12 protein-coding genes are annotated in these 19,445 nt (G+C 56.1%); 7 read left to right on the top strand and 5 right to left on the bottom strand.

Annotation, left to right across the window (positions count from 1 at the left end; translation table 11 throughout):
• Window positions 1-145 precede the first annotated feature (145 nt).
• Together HFP54_RS05555 and HFP54_RS05550 are read left to right on the top strand one after the other, a co-directional pair.
• Entirely contained in the window at window positions 146-1,507 is a 1,362-nt protein-coding gene (locus HFP54_RS05555; RefSeq protein ID WP_197135895.1) for a Gfo/Idh/MocA family protein, read from the top strand.
• 198 nt (window positions 1,508-1,705) lie between these two features.
• Window positions 1,706-5,050: a TolC family protein gene (locus HFP54_RS05550; RefSeq protein WP_168564379.1), complete on the top strand. Its 3,345-nt coding sequence runs from the start codon at window positions 1,706-1,708 to the stop codon at window positions 5,048-5,050.
• Window positions 5,051-5,062: 12 nt separating this feature from the next.
• On the opposite strand, the gene HFP54_RS05545 is transcribed toward HFP54_RS05550, so the two are convergent.
• Window positions 5,063-6,451, bottom strand: coding sequence for a PhoPQ-activated protein PqaA family protein (locus HFP54_RS05545; RefSeq protein WP_168564378.1), 1,389 nt, complete (start codon window positions 6,449-6,451; stop codon window positions 5,063-5,065).
• 113 nt (window positions 6,452-6,564) lie between these two features.
• Here HFP54_RS05545 and HFP54_RS05540 point away from each other — a divergent pair, with 113 nt between their 5' ends.
• Complete coding sequence (locus tag HFP54_RS05540) at window positions 6,565-8,748, top strand: hypothetical protein (protein WP_168564377.1); 2,184 nt, start codon at window positions 6,565-6,567, stop codon at window positions 8,746-8,748.
• Window positions 8,749-8,947: 199 nt separating this feature from the next.
• Window positions 8,948-12,349, top strand: a complete 3,402-nt coding sequence (locus HFP54_RS05535; RefSeq protein ID WP_168564376.1) for a DUF7932 domain-containing protein — start codon at window positions 8,948-8,950, stop codon at window positions 12,347-12,349.
• 4 nt (window positions 12,350-12,353) lie between these two features.
• On the opposite strand, the gene HFP54_RS05530 is transcribed toward HFP54_RS05535, so the two are convergent.
• The 3 genes from HFP54_RS05530 to HFP54_RS05520 all read right to left on the bottom strand — a co-directional run bounded on the left by HFP54_RS05530 (window position 12,354) and on the right by HFP54_RS05520 (window position 14,866).
• Complete coding sequence (locus tag HFP54_RS05530; RefSeq protein ID WP_168564375.1) at window positions 12,354-13,517, bottom strand: radical SAM protein; 1,164 nt, start codon at window positions 13,515-13,517, stop codon at window positions 12,354-12,356.
• An 85-nt stretch (window positions 13,518-13,602) separates the two neighbouring features.
• Window positions 13,603-14,709 carry a glycosyltransferase family protein gene (locus HFP54_RS05525; RefSeq protein ID WP_168564374.1) on the bottom strand — a complete coding sequence of 369 codons (1,107 nt, stop codon included), beginning with the start codon at window positions 14,707-14,709 and terminating at the stop codon, window positions 13,603-13,605.
• A gap of 16 nt (window positions 14,710-14,725) precedes the next feature.
• Complete coding sequence (locus HFP54_RS05520; RefSeq protein ID WP_168564373.1) at window positions 14,726-14,866, bottom strand: hypothetical protein; 141 nt, start codon at window positions 14,864-14,866, stop codon at window positions 14,726-14,728.
• Window positions 14,867-14,891: 25 nt separating this feature from the next.
• On the opposite strand from HFP54_RS05520, the gene HFP54_RS05515 reads away from it, so the two are divergent.
• Together HFP54_RS05515 and HFP54_RS05510 are read left to right on the top strand one after the other, a co-directional pair.
• A complete protein-coding gene (locus tag HFP54_RS05515; protein ID WP_168564372.1) occupies window positions 14,892-15,995 on the top strand; it encodes a M14 family metallopeptidase in 1,104 nt (367 codons plus the stop codon).
• Window positions 15,992-16,867 (top strand): hypothetical protein, encoded by an 876-nt coding sequence (locus HFP54_RS05510; RefSeq protein ID WP_168564371.1) that lies wholly within the window; start codon window positions 15,992-15,994, stop codon window positions 16,865-16,867. Before HFP54_RS05515 ends, HFP54_RS05510 begins: the two co-directional genes overlap by 4 nt.
• Before the next feature lie 25 nt (window positions 16,868-16,892).
• On the opposite strand, the gene HFP54_RS05505 is transcribed toward HFP54_RS05510, so the two are convergent.
• Complete coding sequence (locus HFP54_RS05505) at window positions 16,893-18,107, bottom strand: S49 family peptidase (protein ID WP_235951288.1); 1,215 nt, start codon at window positions 18,105-18,107, stop codon at window positions 16,893-16,895.
• 100 nt (window positions 18,108-18,207) lie between these two features.
• Between HFP54_RS05505 and HFP54_RS05500 the strand changes: the two genes are divergently transcribed.
• Complete coding sequence (locus HFP54_RS05500) at window positions 18,208-19,335, top strand: ABC transporter permease (protein ID WP_315853852.1); 1,128 nt, start codon at window positions 18,208-18,210, stop codon at window positions 19,333-19,335.
• The last annotated feature ends 110 nt before the right edge of the window (window positions 19,336-19,445 follow it).

Below are 19,445 nucleotides of genomic sequence, written 5' to 3'. Positions count from 1 at the left end.
GCGCGTGCGGTTCTGATGCGTCTTTCTTGACCGAAGGTGGCTACAATAGGGCGCAAAGTGAGCTGTAATGGTGACATGTTCGCCCATGTCGCTGGCACGCTTTGTCCCTCCGATATCCCCACCTTTCAGATTGGATTCACAACCAATGTCTGACGTCAAGAAATCCACGACGGAAAACCGTCGATCGTTCATGAAGAAAGCGACCGCCGCCGCAACGTCGGCGACCTTGGTGACCGGTGCAATGCGTCGTGTTCACGCCGCGGAAGATCACACGATTCGCTTGGCGTTGATTGGCAGTGGGGGACGTGGTGCCGGCGCCGTGGTCAATGCATTCAATACAAAAGACCAGGGTCCGATCAAGCTGCACGCCGTGGCCGATTTGGAATCGTCGCACATCCAAGCCCGCTTGGTTCCGTTGACCAAAAAGTTTCCGGACCAGGTCGATGCACCGGAGGAACGTTGGTTCTTGGGTTTTGACGCCTACAAAAAGGCGATCGACACCCTACGTCCTGGCGACGTCGCCATGTGCACGACGCGTGCATACATTCGACCGGTGCATGTCGAATATGCCGTCAGCAAAGGCATCAATGTCTTCATGGAAAAACCGTTCGCGTGTGACCCGCGTGGGCTACAGCGGATGGCCAACGCAGGAAAGATGGCGGACGAAAAAGGCGTCAAGATTGCTTGCGGTCTGCAGTGTCGTCACTCACCCGCCCGTGCCGCTTTGATTGAAAAACTTCGCGACGGCGAACTGGGCGAACTGGCCTATGTTCGTGCCAATCGTCGCGCTTCACGGCGGTGGATGGGATCCCAGCGTGAAAAGTCCAACATCTTCAAAGAGCAGCTAAGGTTTGGGAAGACGCATCTGTTGTGGGTCGGCTCGGGGCACATGGTGGACAATTTGATCCACCAAATTGATGAGTGCTGTTGGATCATGGACGACTGGCCGGTTTCCTGCGACGGGATGGGCGGGCGTGAAGTCGGCAGCACCGATCATGGCCAGAACATCGACACCTATTCGATGGAATACACCTTCCCCGACGGACGTAAAGCGTTCTGTGGATTCCGTCGCGCCGAAGGCGGGCACAGGGATTTTGCCACCTACATCCATGGCAGCAAACGAGCCGCCCAGTTTTCCGGGAACGTGCACAAAGCGACCGTGCACATGTACAAAGACTTGCGGGTTGACGATGACAACATCGATTGGCGGCCCGAAGCGGACAAACTGGTCCCGTGGGACTACGAATGGGTCGACTTTGTCCGCGCGATTCGGTCGGACACCCCCTACAACGAATGTCATCGTGCGGTCAAAGCCGACTATGCGTCGTTGATGGGCCGCGCCGCGGCACACTACAACCGCATCGTGACCATGGACGAGATCGTCAATTCAAACTTCCAGTTCTGTGACTATCTGGACGACTTGACCGACGACAGTCCACCGCCGGTGCTGGCCGATGCCGACGGCGTCTTTCCGGCGCCCGTCGCCGGCAAGTGGATTGAAATCTAGCGTTTCAGTTTCACGTCTTTGCTGCGTTTCTAGTCGGTGTTGCGTCCACGGTCCGGTCGGATTGGCCGGACCGGCCGCTGGCGGGGCGGAAAAGTTTGCCTGATCCGACCGACCCCTTCGTCGTGAGAAACCGTCGAAAGGCGAATAACCGATTGCCGATTCCAAACTGCGTGGTTCTCGCGCGCCCTTGGAATCGGCATGACCGTCTTGATCATCAGCTTCACGAATCTTCGCTCACGCTGGTTCGTCCTTGGCACCATGCTTGGGGCGGTCTGTCTGTCCGTTGGCGGCTGCACTCGCAAACACTATCGCACCCAAGCGGATTGTGATGTCGAGGCGATTTATCAGGAGAAACGCGCCGAAGAGGCTTGGAATCTGCCTCGTTTGCCAGGAATTCAGGTCGATCCCCGATCGCGTTTCTTTGACCCGTCGCCCGAAGATTGCCCGGCACTGCCGCCACCCGAACCCCGTTTGCACGGGTACACGCTGCCGCAGCTTGCGACGGGTGATCCCCGCCAATCGGTGGATTTGGCCGCGGACGAATCTGCCGACTTGGAGTCCGTTGACGAAACAACCGAACCGGAAGAAACGCGGGGGGAATCAAATCCTGAAACGACTCCGCAGCCGGAACTGATTCCCGCGGGTGATCGTCCTGAGTTGATCGACCCTGGTCTGATTGATCCGGACGCACAGGGGACCGCCGAACAATCGCAAATCGGTGCCCATCAACCGATCATTGTGCCGCCGTACTCGGAATTCAAGTCCGTCGCACCATCATCAAGCGACCCGCCGAGTGTCGGAAAACCGAAACAGGTGGGTGCGGCGACGCCAAGCGTTGGGACCATGCCTGTTGCCGATTCTTTCGTGCAACAAACATCCGCGGTGCAGCTGGTTGCACCAGGTTCCGCCGATGGTGGTCAGCCGGCAGCGGAGCTCGCGGTCAATAAAGACGCCGCTGCCGAACAGGTGGACGCACCGGAGGAATTAGCATTGCCAGCTGATTCGGAAGCGGTCGATTCCGATTCACTGGGCCAATTGCTGCAAGATGCTCCGAGCGCAGACGCCGACGACGCGACGTCCAGCGAACCGGCAGTCGCAGATGACGAACGCTTGGAAGACAGTGATGCGCAACCAACGGGCGGTTTGCGAATCGTGCCAATTCCACCGGAATACTGGGGGCGGATTCCCCAAACATGCATTCCCAGAATGCTGGAATTCGAATCGGTACGCGAAGAATTTCGTCGGTCGTATCCCAACGCAACCGATGCAGAAATCGAGCCGATGCTTAGCGATGCGCCCCGCCTGACATTGCCCAACGTCATGGAATTGACGTTGATCAACAGCCGCGAATATCAGACGCGTAAAGAGATCCTGTATCGGGTGGCGTTGCGTTTGACTCGCGAACGCTACGATTTTTGGTTGCGTCCGACGCGGCGGGGCAACGGAACAGCTCTGAATTATACGCACTCTCGGTTTCGTGGGCTGACCAACAACCGATTGGCGATCCCCACCAATGCGGCGGTGACGCAAACGTTGTGCACCGGGGGCCAGTTCCTGGCCAGCTTCGCCAACAGCGTGGTGCTGACGTTCAATGGGCCACAAGGCTTCGCCGCCGATGTGGGATCAGAATTGCTGTTCGATTTTCAGCAATCGCTTTTGCAACGCGACATCGTTTTCGAAAGTCTGACCCAGGCAGAGCGTGACGTGATTTACGCGGCTCGGGATCTGATTCGGTACCGACGTGAGCTTTTCGTCGACATGGCCGGTCGATATTACAACCTGTTGCTGACCTACCGGGCGATCGAGATCAGTTCACAGGATTACTTCAGTAATCTTCGGGCTTTCCTGCAGGGTAGGGCAGAGTACTTGAAGGCGGGCCGAATTCCACGCATTCAGGTCGACCAGTTTGAACAGAACGCACTGCGAAGCCAGAGTTCGCTGGTGGGTGATTGCAATCGATTGGAAACCTCATTGGATCGGTTGAAGCTTGCGATCGGCTTGCCTCCGGAAATGCCGTTGAATATCTCGCTTAGCGAATTGGAGGCATTGACCACCAGTGACGAATTGACCGTGACGCGACAGCTTGTCCAGCGAACCAAAACGTCGTTGCTGGAAACCACGGCGGGGCGATGGAGCGAACGAGATTCGGTGGTCAATGGTGCAACCGTATTGGTGGACCGCTTGATGGATACCCTGCGCGTCCGCAACGAGGTGTCCGGGATTGATGAAGTGACCGACGAACAGCGTGCCGCGACGCAATTGGAATCGATCCTGGCCCTGATCGAGTCGCGTTTGCAGGCGGATCAACTGGACGCGATTCGGCGTCGGGAACTGAGCGGCGACTTGCCGCCGGAGCCAATGATTCGCTTTGCACGAACGGTTGATTTGATCGATGCCAAGCTGGCCCAAGCCGAAGCGGCCATCGGTCTGCGCGCGCTGATGCGACAGGCGGAATCAGCCGAATCGGACCTCCGTGATCCCGACCCGGTGCCGGCCGATCCGGTCAAGGATGAAGGTTTGGAACAGTTAAGTCAGCAGGTCGAAACCTACGATCGCGAACTGGATCAATGGATCCGGCAATGGGAAACCGCGATCGAAAAACGACGGTTGGATGAATTGGAAACGCTATCCAAACGCGGCGATCCTTTGTTGCAGCAGGTGGATCGCTTGGATCGCGAAGCCGCCGGCGATTTGTTGCCCGACCAAGAGGGCGAAATGGATGAATTGATCGCCAAGACCGTCAAGGAAATTGTCGACTTGGTGGATCAGGTGGCCGGTAGCGACGTCGGCGGGCTGGATGAAGTCGATATCGACGACGACGAAGCAATGCTGACCGCATTGGTGCAACGTTACGACTTGATGAATCAGCGCGGCGACTTGGCCGACGCGCGACGTCAGATCAAGTTGGCTGCGGATGATCTGCGTTCGATCATCGACATTCGTGCGACGCATATTTTGCGGACAAGAAGCGATGTGAATCGTGCCTTTGATTTCACGTTTGACGACAGCGAAACTCGGCTAAGTGTTGCACTCGACACGCCGTTGAACCGACGGATCGAACGTAATGCATATCGTACCGCGTTGATCAACTACAACGCCGCACGTCGTGCATTGATCGACCAGGAAGACCAGATCAAGTTTTCGATTCGTGAACGCTTGCGGCAGCTTCGATTGCGACGAACGCAGTATGAAATCGCCGTTGCATCGGCGGCACTGGCGTACGAGCGTGTTGTCAGCACTCGACTGCAACTGCAACTAGCGGTCGGCAATGTCGTGGCACGTGACTTCTTGGAAGCTCAGCAAGACTTTACCGGAGCCTTGAATTCTGTGGCTCGAGAACACATCAATTTCATTCTGGAACGGATCGATTTGTTCTTGGCGATGGAAGCAATTCGTCTTGATCCCAATGGGTACTGGGAAGGCGTCGACGATGAACAGCTGGAACTGCCTTTGCGGCCTCCGTTTTTGGAAGCAAATCCCAATCCGTACGGGCGACTGGCACCGTGTTTGATGTACAGCGATGAAATCCGCAGTCTGCACTGACCCGAGCGTTCGCTAAGGTTCCGGTTGGGCAATGCCGGTGGATAGGTCGAAGGCCGATAGCATGCTGCCGAACGTCAGGTCCGCGAAAACCGCAGCATGCTGACCTTCGGGGACGTCGAATTCGACGGTCGCTTTTCGCTGGTTTTCCGCATCCGCATCGATTCGACGAAACTGGCGATCGCGGAAATCACGCGTGTCGGAAAATGCCACCCAAAAACGAAAGTCTGACACATCACGATCGGACTGGGCGGTGAAGCGAATGGAGCGTCCTTCGGTTTGGGTGGACCATTGAATGGACGGTAATCGCCGGCCTTCGACGCAATGCGCGGCAAAGGTCGCAATCGAAGCGGTCACACGCATGTGCCCGCCTTCCAAACCGTGTCCGGCATTGGCAATGGTCAACACATTCTTGGGCGATGATAGATCGTTCCAGTAGTTGTCCAGTGCATCGCAACGCCAATAGCGATCATTCGCACCATTGATCAGCAACTTGGGAACGCGTATTCGATCCCGGTACTCGTATGGATCCATCATCAAACGCAATTGCCGTTCTGCGTCACTTTCGTTTTCAAGGTTGACCAGCCCCGCTTCGGTGTAGTCGGCGATCTGTTCGCTGAAGAAGCCCCACTTCTGCTTCTGGTCCGCCATCTGTTTCCGAAAATTCAGTGTGTCGATGACCATGGGGGCTATGCCGATGACGCGATCATCTGCGGCGGCCGATAACCAACTGGTCCAGCCTCGCTTTGACGCGCCGGTCACGATGAAGCGTTCGATGGGACGTTGGAATTGTTGCTCGCTAAGTTCACCAACGCAGTCCATCGTCTTGACTGCGCTCTTAACCATTGGGAACAACAGCGGCCATGTCGCGTCGCCTGTGTCGAGGTATCTCAGCCAAGTCGCGGCAATCAATGCGTCTTCATATTTGCCGCCCAGCAACGGTTGATTGGGGACCTGGAACAAGGCCACAACCGGCATGCCGCTCATTCCGGCTAAAGCGACACAGGCGGGTTCGATCGCTGCGTTGGGTGGACGACGGTTGGAGCCACCGTTGACGAACAAGATTGCTGCATCCGGATGCGGACAGGGCTTGGGAACATAGACACGGACATCGTGCTTCCAAACGATGTTTTGCCAACGCTGGCTGGTCAGTTTCAACGACCACTTCTGATAACCCGCTGTATCAACCTTGTCTTCTAATTGCCACTGATAATCAGGTTCCGCCGTCTGGATGAACTCGGTAAAGGCAGCTTGCGGTTTCGCAAATTCTGGGTCCAAGCCAAAGGTGGCGTAGGGGCACAAGACGGCTTGGACCGCGACCAACGCAAAAGCGACTGTCCAGGTGCGACAAGTCGTGCTGGTCGGTCGGAGGTCGTGTCGCGTTAAGTTATTTTGAAGGCCCATCGAAAAGTCGTCCTGTAAGCAGCAGATCGCTTTGGCGGTGATCGTTCTGGATTGCAATGTATCAGATGCAAAAACGATAGCGATCGACGAAACGTTTTTTGTTTTCCAGCGTGGTGAAGGGTTTGGCCGTGAAGGTGCATGCAGCGATCCTGGTGACCGTCTTGTTTGGTGCGATGGCAACGGTGCGGGCGGAGCAACGTGTTCCATTCCCCGTGGACTGGACATCGATGGGAGACTCCTCACTTGACCTAAGCCGTTTTCTTGATGCTCCCGCGGGCAAACACGGGTTCATCCGTCCACAAAAGGATCACTTGGTGGATGGATCCGGCAAACGCTTTCGAATTTGGGGAGTCAATCTGGGTGGGCCGGCGTGCTTTCCTGAAAAGCAGCAAGCCGAACGACTGGCCGATACGCTTGCCGCTCTGGGAATCAACTGTGTCCGCTTTCATGGATTGGATTCAGCTTGGGGTAAAAGCAGCCTGGACCGATCGGGTGATCGTTGGGATCAGCTGAATGAAGCAGACCTGGCAAAGTTCGACTATTTGTTTGATCAACTGCGACGGCGTGGAATTTATGCCAATTTGAACCTGAACGTTTTCCGTACCTACGGACCGGCTGACGAAGTTCCGCAACCACGCGAACTGGGGCTGGGGAAATGGGCCACTCATTTCCATCCCCGTTTGATTCAGTTGCAGCAGGACTACGCCCGAAAACTGTTGACTCGCACCAATCCATACACCGGACGACGCTATTGCGAAGAACCCGCGGTCGTGGTGGTGGAAATCGTGAACGAGAATTCGCTTGTGGGCGGTTGGTTAAGCGGCAAATTGGTCGGCGAGGATGATCAAGACGCGGGAACCTGGAGCCCTTTGCCGACGAAGTACGCCGCGGAACTGAACCGTCAATTCAACCGTTGGCTGGCGGAAAATCGATCGCCAGAACAGAGATTAGAATTCGAGATGCAGGCGGGCCGGGCCGGTCCTTTGACATTGCTGTCGCCCGATCAGTTCGCAGGGGTCAGTCGCGAACGATTCGAAACGGATTATCAGTTCATTGTGCAAACGGAACGCAAGTTTCTGTCGCAAATGCGATCCTTTTTGAAGGACCAAGTCGGTCTGAAATCGATGTTGATCGGTGATTCTGATCACAGCGATACATTGAACGGATATCCGCACATGCTAAACAACGCCATGTTCGACTACATGGACGGACATGGTTATTGGCAGCACCCCAGTACGGGAACCGAAGTCAGGATCAAAAACGATCCAATGGTGAACGATCCATCGGACAGCACAATCGTGCAATTTGCTCGCACCGCAATGGTCGGCAAACCATTTGTGATTAGCGAAACACAGCATCCGTATCCGCACCGGTATGCCGCCGAAGGGATGCCGATTGTGACCGCGTACAGCATGTTGCAAGACTGGGATGGTGTGTGTTTCCACGCTTGGGGATCCAGCTTTTATGACAGCAAGTCAATCATCGAGCGACACGAATTGTTCCAGTTGTCACCCGATCCAATCAAAGTGGCCACATTGTGGGCGTGCGGTCTGATGTGGCATCAACGGGTGATCCGGCCCGCGACCGAACAAACGGTTCGGAATGTCAGTGCAAGGGAAATGGTCGATTGGTGCCGAGTCAGTCGTTGGGATCATCGACCGTTTTTCGACCCGTTGTTTCCAAAAACCTTACCGCTAGTACAGCAGACGCGTTGGCAATATGTGGGTGATGACGAAGTGCCGTCCGCGGATTATCCGGCCGTGTCGATTGACAACGGGATCCGATCCGAAGGTGGACAATTGGATTGGCTTGACTTTCAAAACGGTCGTGGGCATCTATTGATACAATCGCCGATGGCCGAAGCGATCGTTGGATTTCAATCGGATTGGCGGGGAAAAGCCTGGAAGGGCACTCGCCACTTGTCGACAGACTTGTCCAATGATTTCGCGGTGGTGATGTTAGTCAGTTTGGATGGACAACCGATTCAAGACAGTCGTCAATTGTTGTTGCTAGCGGCCGACCGAGCCGTTTGCAAGGGATTGACTTGGCATGACGACATGCAGACGGTCGACCAGTGGGGCGACGGCCCTGTTGAGATTCGTCCGGTCATAGGGAAGGTCTCGATCAAGGGGTGGCGAGAATCTGACAAGCTGAACGTCAGAATCCTCGGGGCCGTCGGGCAACCAACCGGCGAACAATGGATGGCGGAATTGCGCGGTGATCGACATATGATCGATGTTGGTTCGCCAGCGGGCATCATGGCAATCGTCGAACGAAATCCAACGGGCACGGAATAGTCAAAGGCATCGGAAACTGTCAGCTTCTTGCTTGCCCCATTAACTGTCGACGGTTGCCAAGAAGGTTCGCGTTTCAGCGAATGGCTGTCGTGCACATGTTTGTTTTGGCACTCGGTCAATTCATCTTTTTCGACATCGTCAATGTCCCCGTGTCGTCAGGATAGAATGTCGTCGTGACCCACGATGCGGAGACTAGGAATTGGCAATCGATCGACAACAAGATCCGACAGACGAACCAGGACCCGGATGTTTTGCCTCGGTCGGGGAAATCGATAGCCTGTACCAGCTGCCGCTACGTGGACGTAACGGGCGACACGGACAGCACGGCACCAGTTATCGTCGCCCGCCGGTGCGTCCCGGACAGCGTGGTGCCAACGGCGGCAATGCGACATCACCCGAAGACGGCGGCGACGCCACCGATGCGATTGTCCAGCTGGGATTTTCGGGGATGGATCGGCAAAGTCTGCGGCTGAACGGTCCTGTCCAAGTCGATTTGAACATTGGCGACCTCGGCTATGTCTTCATGGACGGCAGGGGAGGTCGAGGCGGTAATGGCGGTGACGGTGGCAACGGCCAGCCAGGCAGTCGCGGGTATCGTGGACGCGACGCCACTCGGTTTTCGCGTGGCGGAAACGGTGGGCCTGGTGGCGACGGCGGCAATGCGGGCAATGCAACCGACGGTGGGAACGCGGGGCGCGGATCCGACCTGCGACTACAGATCGATCATCGCGACCTGGGTTTGTTGATGTTGGTCAAGGGCGACCAACGCAGTGGCGATGTGGGCTTCGCGGGAACGCCAGGTAAACCCGGAAAAGGTGGCCCCGGCGGTCCCGGCGGCAGCAGTTATCACTGGACCGAGACCAAGACCTATCGTGACAGTGAGGGCCGAACGCGGACGCGAGTGGTCCATCGTGGTAATCCGGGAGGCTTCCGAGGCAGGGCGGGGCGTGACGGTGCGCCCGCATTTTATCGACCGGTTGATGGTGCCGAAGCTCGACCCGGGCGTCTGGCAATTGATGTTCAGCTGCCCGAAGGCGTGGTTCGCTATCCATCCCCTTACGACCTGCAATTGCGAACACTGGATGTTGCATCGGAGTATGCCATCCTTGAACCCGATAGTCTGGTCAGTGCCGACGCCATCACCATTGTCAATTGCGGTGGAATGCCGACGCCCGACAACTTTGTGGTGCGGATCTTTCTGGAACGTGATCGATGGATTCTGCCCGATGAAGTGGATCTGGTACTGGTCAGGTCGTTGCAGCCGGGCGAAAGCTTTACGTTTCAAAACGCCGGCTTGCGTTTTCGCTTGGGTGACTATGACGTTGATCGTCCACGACGCCAGCCGTTCACGTTGGATCATCAGGTCGATCCACACTGTCGGATGGAAAGTGGGATTCGCCGCCCTTTTCGTCAGTTCGAAAACGGCGAAGATATCGCGGTTCGTTTTCCGATCGAATTAACCGAGATCGAAGCTTTAGGAAGCCTGACGCCCGGGGAATCCACGTGGGTGCGTATCGGGGTCACTAACGTTGGCGATGAAACCTTCGATAACCAATACTTGTATCGGGCGGTCAAAAGCCAGATGCGATTGCTTAGCGGCGACCTGGCTTTCGAGAACATCGCGTTTTTTGATCCAACCGATCAACCGTATGACTTGATGTCCACGGATCTGACCTGCCCCATCAGCGACTTGCGGCCAGGGCAGACACACCAGATTCAAACCCGAATTGGCATTCGCGAAGATGCGGATATTATTCCCTATCAAGCTTTCCGATTCGGAATCGATCTGCATCTACAACGACCCAAGTCCAGTCCGCGTCACGATGAATTCCGTTGTGTCGACTATCGGAACTGGCAAATTCGCGTTGCCGAACCCTATCGACGTGACGATGGGTCACGATTCTTGCTGATTGCGAATCGCAACACCGATGTGAACGACATTGATCGGTGGACCCAGTTGGCGGACTATTTCGGAAGCGGCTTGGATGTTTGGGACGTTTCGTATTACGGTTTTTTCGATTTGGTTCGTCGGGTCCAGCAGGATCATTCGTTGTTGGATCACTGGCGTGGAATGACCATCATCATTCCGAATGATCATTTCAGGACCGCCGCCGGGCGAACCGTTTCCTTCAATGAATTGTCCCGGTCGCAATTCTTGAAGGCTGCGGCCGATTTTGACATCAACTTTTATATCGTGGGGGATTCGAAAACCGGCGGTGAAGCAATGTTGGCTTCGGCGATGGTGCCATTGGATGAATTCAAGTCCGACCAACAGCTAACAGATCAGAAGCAGTTTTTAAAAGCCGTCAAACGCTGGGGCAAATATGTGGCCCGCAGTGGCGATGTCAGCCAGGCTGTGGCCAGCGATGCGTCGGAGATTGCTGACCAGGCGATGGGAGCGGTCCACCGATTTGACGTCTCCAAACGCACCTTCTTGTTCCAGCCTGACCAAGCCTGGCTGACCAAACAAGCCGAACGACTGCAGCGGCGACTCCGCAAGATCGATCCGCTACATCGATGGGTCATTGTGCATCGCTACGATACCGGAGACTCGGATACGAGCTGGGGATTTTTTCGACATCGGCAGGTGGGAACGCTGGAGGCCCGGCGGACTTTGGATTCCACCAAGGGTTCCGTGGTTCTTTATGAAGTGGATCCCATCGACCTAGTGGATCCCGAGTTCATTACCAGCAATGCCAACAAGCACGGAATTTTTTTGGCGTTGAAGTTCGAAGACAAGGTCGATCGATTCATTCGTGTGGTCAGCGAACGAGTGTTTCCACGCTATCGTGAAGACTACATTGATCGTCCACTGACGGACGATGAAGTACAGCAGATCGGTCAAGAGTTGTTGGATTCGATCATGGTCGATCTTTACAACGAACAGTTGACTGCTCGGAACAGCCGGGTTTGGGGGCCGTGGGGGGTGGCAAGCTTGACGCCCAAGTTGAATTATTTGGCGGAGCGCTCGTTGAACTACGGTGTGACTTATCGGCAAATGCAGGAGAACGAAACGACGCTTCGGTTGCTGTACGATTTGATCGCCAACCTGAGGTATATGGCGATGGAAAGTCGCACGGCTTGGGATTTGCCGATTTTTCCAACCGCGTTTCTTAAACGCAGTCGCGCCGTTTCAGCTCACATGCTCGATCGTGTGGATCGGATCACCTCGGCCATCTTCGGTCCCAAGCTGTCATGGTGGGATCGCTGGACGTCGTCTAGCGATGATTACAACGCATTCGGCGGCGCTAAGAAAAAAGTCCCCAAAGGATTGGCCCGCGACACTGCGGATGAAAAGATCCGTCAAATCGAAACGCGTCTGCGAAACGAACGAACGAAGTTGTCCAAATACACGGTTGCCCAGTCTCATGATGGACTGACGTATGACCCAGAAGTTCTGTTGGAAAAGCAGCGGGTGATGTCGGGCAAGCAGTTTGATGCGTTGGTTCACGCCGAAAAACAGGCGGAATTGCGTCGTGCGAGAACGGAATACGAGGTCGCCGAGCAGCGGAATGAGTTGTTGGTTCCGTTGGAAACCGCGGCGGTGACAGCCACGCGGCAAGCCAGTTCCAAACCGACGCCGACGGGCGGTTCGGCGTAGCTGATCAAACCACGGAAGTGGATTTCGGTGATGACATGGACGCACGTTGCAGGATGTCCAAGCTGTAGACGGCGCTGGGAATCACTTCGCACTCGGCCCAACACCCCGGGCATGATCGCACCCAGTCGCGTGACTCAGAAATTTTCAGGCCGTGCCACACTTCGTCGAAGGTTTGTTCACGCAAGTTCCCCACAATCCGGCTGTTGAATTGGCACGTCGGAACGTCACCGTTGGGAAACAGTCGCAGGTGGCTGGTCAGGGCGACACAGGGCGGGTTCGGGCTGGCTTGGCCGTGGACGATACGATTACGGATGCCACGCAAGTAATACCGTTTTGCGATACGTTCGCCCCAGGGAAGGTGGCCCGTGTCCTGTTCGGCCTGTTCCAGCAATGCATCCAGTTTCAGTGTGTCCAAGTCGCCAAACGTTAAGAATTCACCGGGGGCTTTGGGGGCAACATCCAGTTCACGTTGAACGTTGTAGGTCGCGCTGGTGTCGTAGGCGATGACCAGGTGATGCGGGACATTCATATCGCGTAGCATCGCCTGCAATTGTCGGTAGTGATCGGCACCTTCGGCGTCGACGACGGTCTGATTCACCGCAAGTTTTAGGTTCAGCTCTTTTCGTCGCGGTGCCAATTCCTGTAGCGACTTGACGACGCTGGGCCAGGCTAGGTTGCTTCCACGAATTTGATTGTGTTTCTCACCCATCCCATCGACGGAGATCAGCAATTCCAGCGGTACCGATCGATCACGCTTTTCACAGAAATCCACCAATCGTTTGGTCAAGAACCCATTGCTGGTGACATGGAGCATCAGAGGACGCAGTGTCTTGATTGCAAGATTTGCGATTTCGGTGAAGTCCATTCGCACCAAGGGTTCCCCGCCAGTCAGACGGACAACATCCATCGTGGGCAGTTGCCGAAAGATGTGTTTGATGTCGTTCAGCCGAAGGTCATCGTCGGTGGGCATCTTCCACGAATCGCACATGATGCAGCGTGCGTTGCAGCCAAATGTCACCGTGTACGTCAGCATGCGAGGCAAGACATCTTTACGACGTCGCGTACGCCACGCATCGCGAATCCATCCCGGACCACGGGTCAAAGCTTGCGCGGTTCGGCGGAACTGATGAGTCGACGGAAGGTCAACGCCTGCGAGTGCTCGGAACAAGCTTGGGGCTCCGGATGGGGTGGATTCGAGGGCTTCGACAATGATGGGGGCGACGTCCAGTCGACGCGAATGCTGGGTACAGATTTCAGGCGGCGTGTGACGGCGCAGACTGTTGATCCGCAGAATCGTGATCCAAGATCATTTGATTCAAGCGATCAATGACCACTTGATTTCCCGCCGCGACGGCGCCGTTGGCGTTGCGATAGCGGTCAATGTTTTCCAAGAACTGCCCGACGGTTTGTGGATTGACCTGGGAATCCTGTACGGTTTGGCCTCCGCCGGTCGTTGGCAGAAAGAAACCGTTGATCTCTTGTTCAAAGTTTCCGAATTCCGGGACAGCCAAGATGGGTTTCGACCAGTGCAAGGCTTCGCCGATCAACTGGTTTCCGCTGCTGCAGACAAGTGCGGTGCTGGACCGCAAGTGTTCCAGGAAACCGTCAACGGACGTTTCCAAAAACTGGACGTTTCCCGTCGGCGACAACGCCCCCAGCCCGTACACGTAGACTTGTTTGCCGCAACGTTGCAGCGATTTCAGGAGTTGCTTTGGAAGGTCGCGGCGGAAGTATGCCACCAAGTGTTCGCCTGATTCTGATTTAGCACGCAGCACGGCGTTACGAAGCAAAGGTCCCACTTTGGTCACTTGATGCGACATCGACGGTCGGACTGGAAAATCGAAATAGGACGAAATGATCTGTCGGTCGGGACGCGGGCAAAACAACGGGATGCTTAACCGCAAAAAGCGAACCTTGCGGGCCAGCGAGGATGGCAAGACGCTGGTGTCCATCGCCGCAAGAAAGTGCTGGTGATCCAGACTGATCAATGGCAAGCCGGAACTGCGAGCGACTCGCGACAACAGCGGTTCGAAGTCGTTGATGACGTGCGTCGCGCCCCAGTTGCGGATTTCATGACGGATTGTTCGTAGGCGGGCCGGCAATCGCATCAGGAAACCCGACGACGCGACCAGCGAAGATAGGTAGCTCAGTCGGCGACCACGGTAGCGAAAACGCAGGCCGTCCAGTCGCCGCAACATGATTCGTTGAGGATCATACTGGCACTGAGACAACAAATCGTGCGCCATTCCGGGGGCATACACCAGGACGTCATGCTGTCGGCCAAGCAACGAAATCACGGTGTGGGCTCGGGTCGCATGGCCACGACCTTCGCCTGATAAACTGTAGACAATTCGTGCCATCGGAAAGGCCTTTGCGTCATGCCAGCCTTGCGGCCTTTTTGAATGCGGATCCGACACTGCACCTCAGCGGATCATTGTGCTGTGGGCGAACCGGATTCTGACCGCTGTGGATGAACATGATCCGGTCTTTGCCGTGAAGAACTGAAGAAACTTCCATCCGTGTATCTCCAAGGATGTCTCGCATGAGCGTGCCGCCCGACGACGCCGTTTCCGATGACTACTTCGAAGCACGCGATCGATTTTGTGAACTTGCGACTCATGCCGGAATCCGTCCGGTCAGTTACCGCGTTCGCCAGAACGAACAGGCCGGCGACCTGTTGACCATCGACGTTGCCGTCGGCGGATCGCTTGAATCTGATCAGGTCATGTTGGTGACCAGCGGTGTGCACGGCGTTGAAGGATTCTTAGGGGCCGCGGTGCAGGCAAGGTTGTTGGCCGACTGGACGCGGGACGGGTTTCCCGAAAATGTCAAAGTCGTGTTGATCCACGCGGTCAATCCATGGGGCTTTGCCCATCTGCGTCGTTTTGATCCACAGAACCGCGACTTGAATCGCAACTTCATGGTCGACGACGAACCGTACAGCGGGGCCGCACCGCTATACCCAAAACTAGATTCGATTATCAATCCAGTCGAACCGATGCCCAATGTCTTGTTTCAGTTGCGAGCCGCATGGTTGATTGCGATTCATTCCAAAGCGGCGTTGCGTCAAGCGATTGCATCGGGGCAATACGAATTCCCGCAGGGATTGTTTTTTGGTGGCAATGGGCCGGCCGTCCAGCACGATTTGATGCGACGCATCCTGGCGGAATATCTGGATGCGGCTGGCCGGGTGGTGCACATGGATTTCCACACTGGTTTGGGCCCCTGGAAATCATGGGTTCTGCTACCGTCGGGGCAATTCAAGCCCAGGCATCGTCGCTGGCTGGGCCGCTTGTTTGAACCGTCGATGGTGACCGAAGACATGGGGGAAAAGGCTTATCATCCGCGTGGTGACTTTGGAAACTGGTGTCGGCACACCGTCGGGGGCGATTATTTGTATGCCTGTGCGGAATTCGGAACGTATTCTTCGACCAAGGTGTTGAAGGCATTGAGCGATGAAAATGCTTGCCATCATTTGCATCTGGCAGGCAAGATCCAGACCACCGATGCCAGATACGCGGGGGCCAAACGACGGTTGAAAGAAGCGTTCTTTCCCAAGTCACCGGACTGGAGATCGTACTCCGTTGGCGAAGGGGTTCGGATCGTTCACCAATGCATTGAACAATGGAACACAGATTACGAATGAACGCTTTGGCACGTCTCTTGGCTGTTGTCAGCCTTTTGTTGGCCTGCATCGTCGGCATCAATGGCAATGTTGCTCTGGGCGATGACGGGCTGATCGATCAATTGATCGATCCCGGAATTGAGTTTGGCGACGGTTCATTGCATCCGGTTCAAAAGCCTTTGGACTGGGAGACGCCGCCGCACGTGGATACGCTGGCTGGTCGTCTGTCCTGGGATCGAATGGTGCGTGATTCGGTCGTCGCGCCGGTTTGGATGGATTTGGATTATGTCAAAGACGAATCGGGGCAGCGTATCGGTCATCACGTTCATTTTCGTTTCGTCGTGCACGTTCCTTTGGCGACGCTGCGCGACCGCGATCTGATGCGTGACTTGTTTAGCGATGTTGATGCAGACGATAGCGATGGCGACTTCGTTGATCTGGAGACCGAGGCGTTGTCCAAAGCTGGAATCGATGCGTCGCCAGGGCGGCACTATGGTCTGGCCAAGGTCCCACTGATGAATCAAGTCGTCGTCCGCGGGATCATCGAAGCGGAATCGAATTCGAACCATGACACCTATTTGATGATCTGGCGATTGAAGCCCCTTGATTCGGCCTCACCATACGCTTCGGTTTGGACGCCCGTGCAACGAAATGCGGTTGGCAAACGAGTGGTCGGCGACCCGGAACCCTATCGTGGTGCCGGTGGCTATCTGCAGCTGATGTCCCTGGCGACGTTGGACGACCAGCCAGTGGATGCTTGCTTGGTGGAAGGAAGGTTTTTGTTGTACGAGCCGGAAGGTTGGTTCGGCGGTAGCAACTTTTTGCGCAGCAAGTTCCCGCTTTTGATCCAAGAGGCGGCGCGAAAGTTTCGCCGACAAATCGCAAAGAAGTGATTCGGAACCGGAGCTTGGCAGATGCCTAGGGATGAGAGAACTTCGGTTCGATCTGCCAAAGATACATGAAGGTCGGCAGTTCGCTTCGGTCCAACCCGGGGACTTGAATCGGCAACAAGGACCCGATCTGCGATCGAACGGGGGTGATGTCCAGCGGGGTGAACGCGCGGTCGTTGTCGCGCCGAAGCATGATGACCGAACAGGCCTGGGGGGTGATGCCCGCCAAATCACCGGCCAGCGTGATCGCGTCGTCGATGAATCCGGTCTGATCCACCAGTCCTGCTTGGGCGGCTTGGACCCCGGTGACGACGCGACCGTCAAACCAGTCGTCGACGGTTCCGCCTGTGGGGCCCGTCAATGCGGGACGTGCTTGTTTGACTTGATCGACAAACATTTGGTGAAACGAGTCGGCCATGTGTTGCAGCGTCGCTCGTTCATCTTCAGACATCGTTCGTACCGGGGATCCCGCATCGATCTGTGAGCCTGATTTCACGGGAATTGCAACGATGTTGTATTGGCCCAGCGCGTCTTCCATGTTGTACAGATTCAAGATCACGCCGATGCCACCGACGACGGACGTGCCATGAGCGACAACGGCGTCGCAGTGGGTGGCGACGTAATAGGCGGCACCAGCGCCGTGCGTCATCAAGCAGGCGACGACTGGAATGCCGGTGCGTTGGCGAAAGCGATTCAAATCGTGACCTATCATTTCCGCAGCGGTCACACCGCCACCGGGTGAATCGATTCGCAAAACCACCGCATCGACGGTCGGATCTTGTTCCAGATGCCGGATCTTTTCGCGAAAGAGCGCCACGGGGTTTTCCGCCAGTGACCCGACGCCGCCCAAGTTTCGATTGACCAGCAAACCATCCAATTCGATCACTGCGATCTTTCCGGTCCGTGAATCCGATGATCCCTGGACGACGACCGATGAAAGGGCCGACGCTGTATTGTCCGCCTTTACCTTGGTCACCAGATCACCCTTCATGGTCATCGTGCCGTCGACCGCGGTTTGGCCACTGACGTTCATGTTTCCGTCCATTTGCATGCGACCGCCGATGTTGCCGCGCATCGCGACTGGAAACGGTCGGTGCATGCAGCCACCGAACAAAAGAATCAGCAAGCAAGTAAGAACGCGGAATTGACGCATCTGTCGTGACGGGGCGAACGGGAAACCGATGTCGGCGATGTGGATGTCCGCATGGTGGGCTTTTTCGCGAAATCCGATACCGTCGTTCAAATCGGACCGATCGATGAGGGTTCCCCGGCTAAAGTGGATTGATCGGGGCGACCGGATCTTTGTCAGAAAAGTTGAAGTCTTATCGAAGGAAAGCCGACCGGTGCGGTTCACATCCCTGATCGCGAAAAACCTGTTTCGCCGCCCGTTTCGATCGCTGTTGACGTTGGCCGCATTGACCACGGCGATTGCCAGCGTCGTCGCGTTGCTTGGCATCGCATCGGGTTTCAAGGAATCGTTCGCGGGCGTCTATCGCAGTCATTCGGTCGACATCGTGGTTTCGCGACAGGGGGCAGCGGACCGCTTAAGCAGTTCGTTGGACGCCTCGATCGCCGACAGGATCGGAAATGTCCCGGGCGTCCAGAAGTCGGCGGTCGTGTTGTTGGAAACGTTGTCGCTGGAACAACAGGGCGTGTACGGGATTCCGGCAATGGGGCTACGCCCTGATTCTTGGATGATGGAAAACTTTCAATTCCAGTCGTCCGGCAACGACCAATCCGAAGACCGTCGGGTCTGGTTGGGAAAAAATCTGGCCGATCGCTTGGAAACGCAGCCTGGCGACACGGTCTTGCTGTTCGACGATCCGTACCGGGTCGCCGACGTTTTCACCAGTCGCAGCACCTGGGAGAACGGTTCGATGGTGTTGCCGCTGAATCAGTTGCAAGCGTTGACGGGCCGCGAAGATCAAGTCACCTACGTCAATGTGGTGATCGATCCGGCGTCGACCCAGCAGCAAGCCGGGCAAGTGGTCCGGCGGATTGAGTCCTTGGATGCGAAGCTTTTGCCTTTGCTGACCGAAGATTTCGTGTCGACCGACACTCGAATGCAGATCGCGTCTGCGATGGCATGGATGACGTCCGTGATTGCGATCTTGATCGGTGCGGTGGGGACGTTGAACACGATGATGACCAGCGTCGTCGAGCGAACCGGCGAGATCGGAATCTTGAGGGCGATTGGTTGGTCGCGTCGCCGTGTGGTGGCAATGATTTTGGGGGAATCTTGTTTGCTGGCGGTGGCGTCCACGCTGTCAGGCATCGCATGTGCTGTGGTCCTAACGTGGTTGATGAGTCGTTCGCCGGCGGTTGCGGGGGTGCTGAATCCATCCATTCGGCCCGTGGTCATGCTCCAGGGATCGGTGATCGGGGTCGGGATTGGAGTGATCGGCGCGTTTTTGCCGGCGGTGCGGGCGGCACGACTGATGCCGACGGATGCTTTTCGCGATCTTGCCTAGTCTGCGTGGCCGTTCCGGTTTGCCAGTCGCTAAGGGTGAGCCATAATTCATAAATTTTCTGTCCCTCTGACGACTCGACGCTCGCTGAACTGTCTGTGGGGCCTGGTTCT

It is taken from the genome of Crateriforma spongiae, assembly GCF_012290005.1.
GTDB lineage: Bacteria > Planctomycetota > Planctomycetia > Pirellulales > Pirellulaceae > Crateriforma > Crateriforma spongiae.
Note: the sequence above shows the minus strand (reverse complement) of the source record. Positions and strands in the feature narration are given on the sequence as shown.

Bases quoted from the DNA above. Each gene is read 5' to 3' on its own strand.
- HFP54_RS05555 (WP_197135895.1), top strand. From the start codon at position 146: ATGTCTGACGTCAAGAAATCCACGACGGAAAACCGTCGATCGTTCATG.
- HFP54_RS05550 (WP_168564379.1), top strand. From the start codon at position 1,706: ATGACCGTCTTGATCATCAGCTTCACGAATCTTCGCTCACGCTGGTTC.
- HFP54_RS05545 (WP_168564378.1), bottom strand. From the start codon at position 6,451: ATGGGCCTTCAAAATAACTTAACGCGACACGACCTCCGACCGACCAGC.
- HFP54_RS05525 (WP_168564374.1), bottom strand. From the start codon at position 14,709: ATGGCACGAATTGTCTACAGTTTATCAGGCGAAGGTCGTGGCCATGCG.
- HFP54_RS05520 (WP_168564373.1), bottom strand. From the start codon at position 14,866: ATGGAAGTTTCTTCAGTTCTTCACGGCAAAGACCGGATCATGTTCATC.
- HFP54_RS05515 (WP_168564372.1), top strand. From the start codon at position 14,892: ATGAGCGTGCCGCCCGACGACGCCGTTTCCGATGACTACTTCGAAGCA.
- HFP54_RS05510 (WP_168564371.1), top strand. From the start codon at position 15,992: ATGAACGCTTTGGCACGTCTCTTGGCTGTTGTCAGCCTTTTGTTGGCC.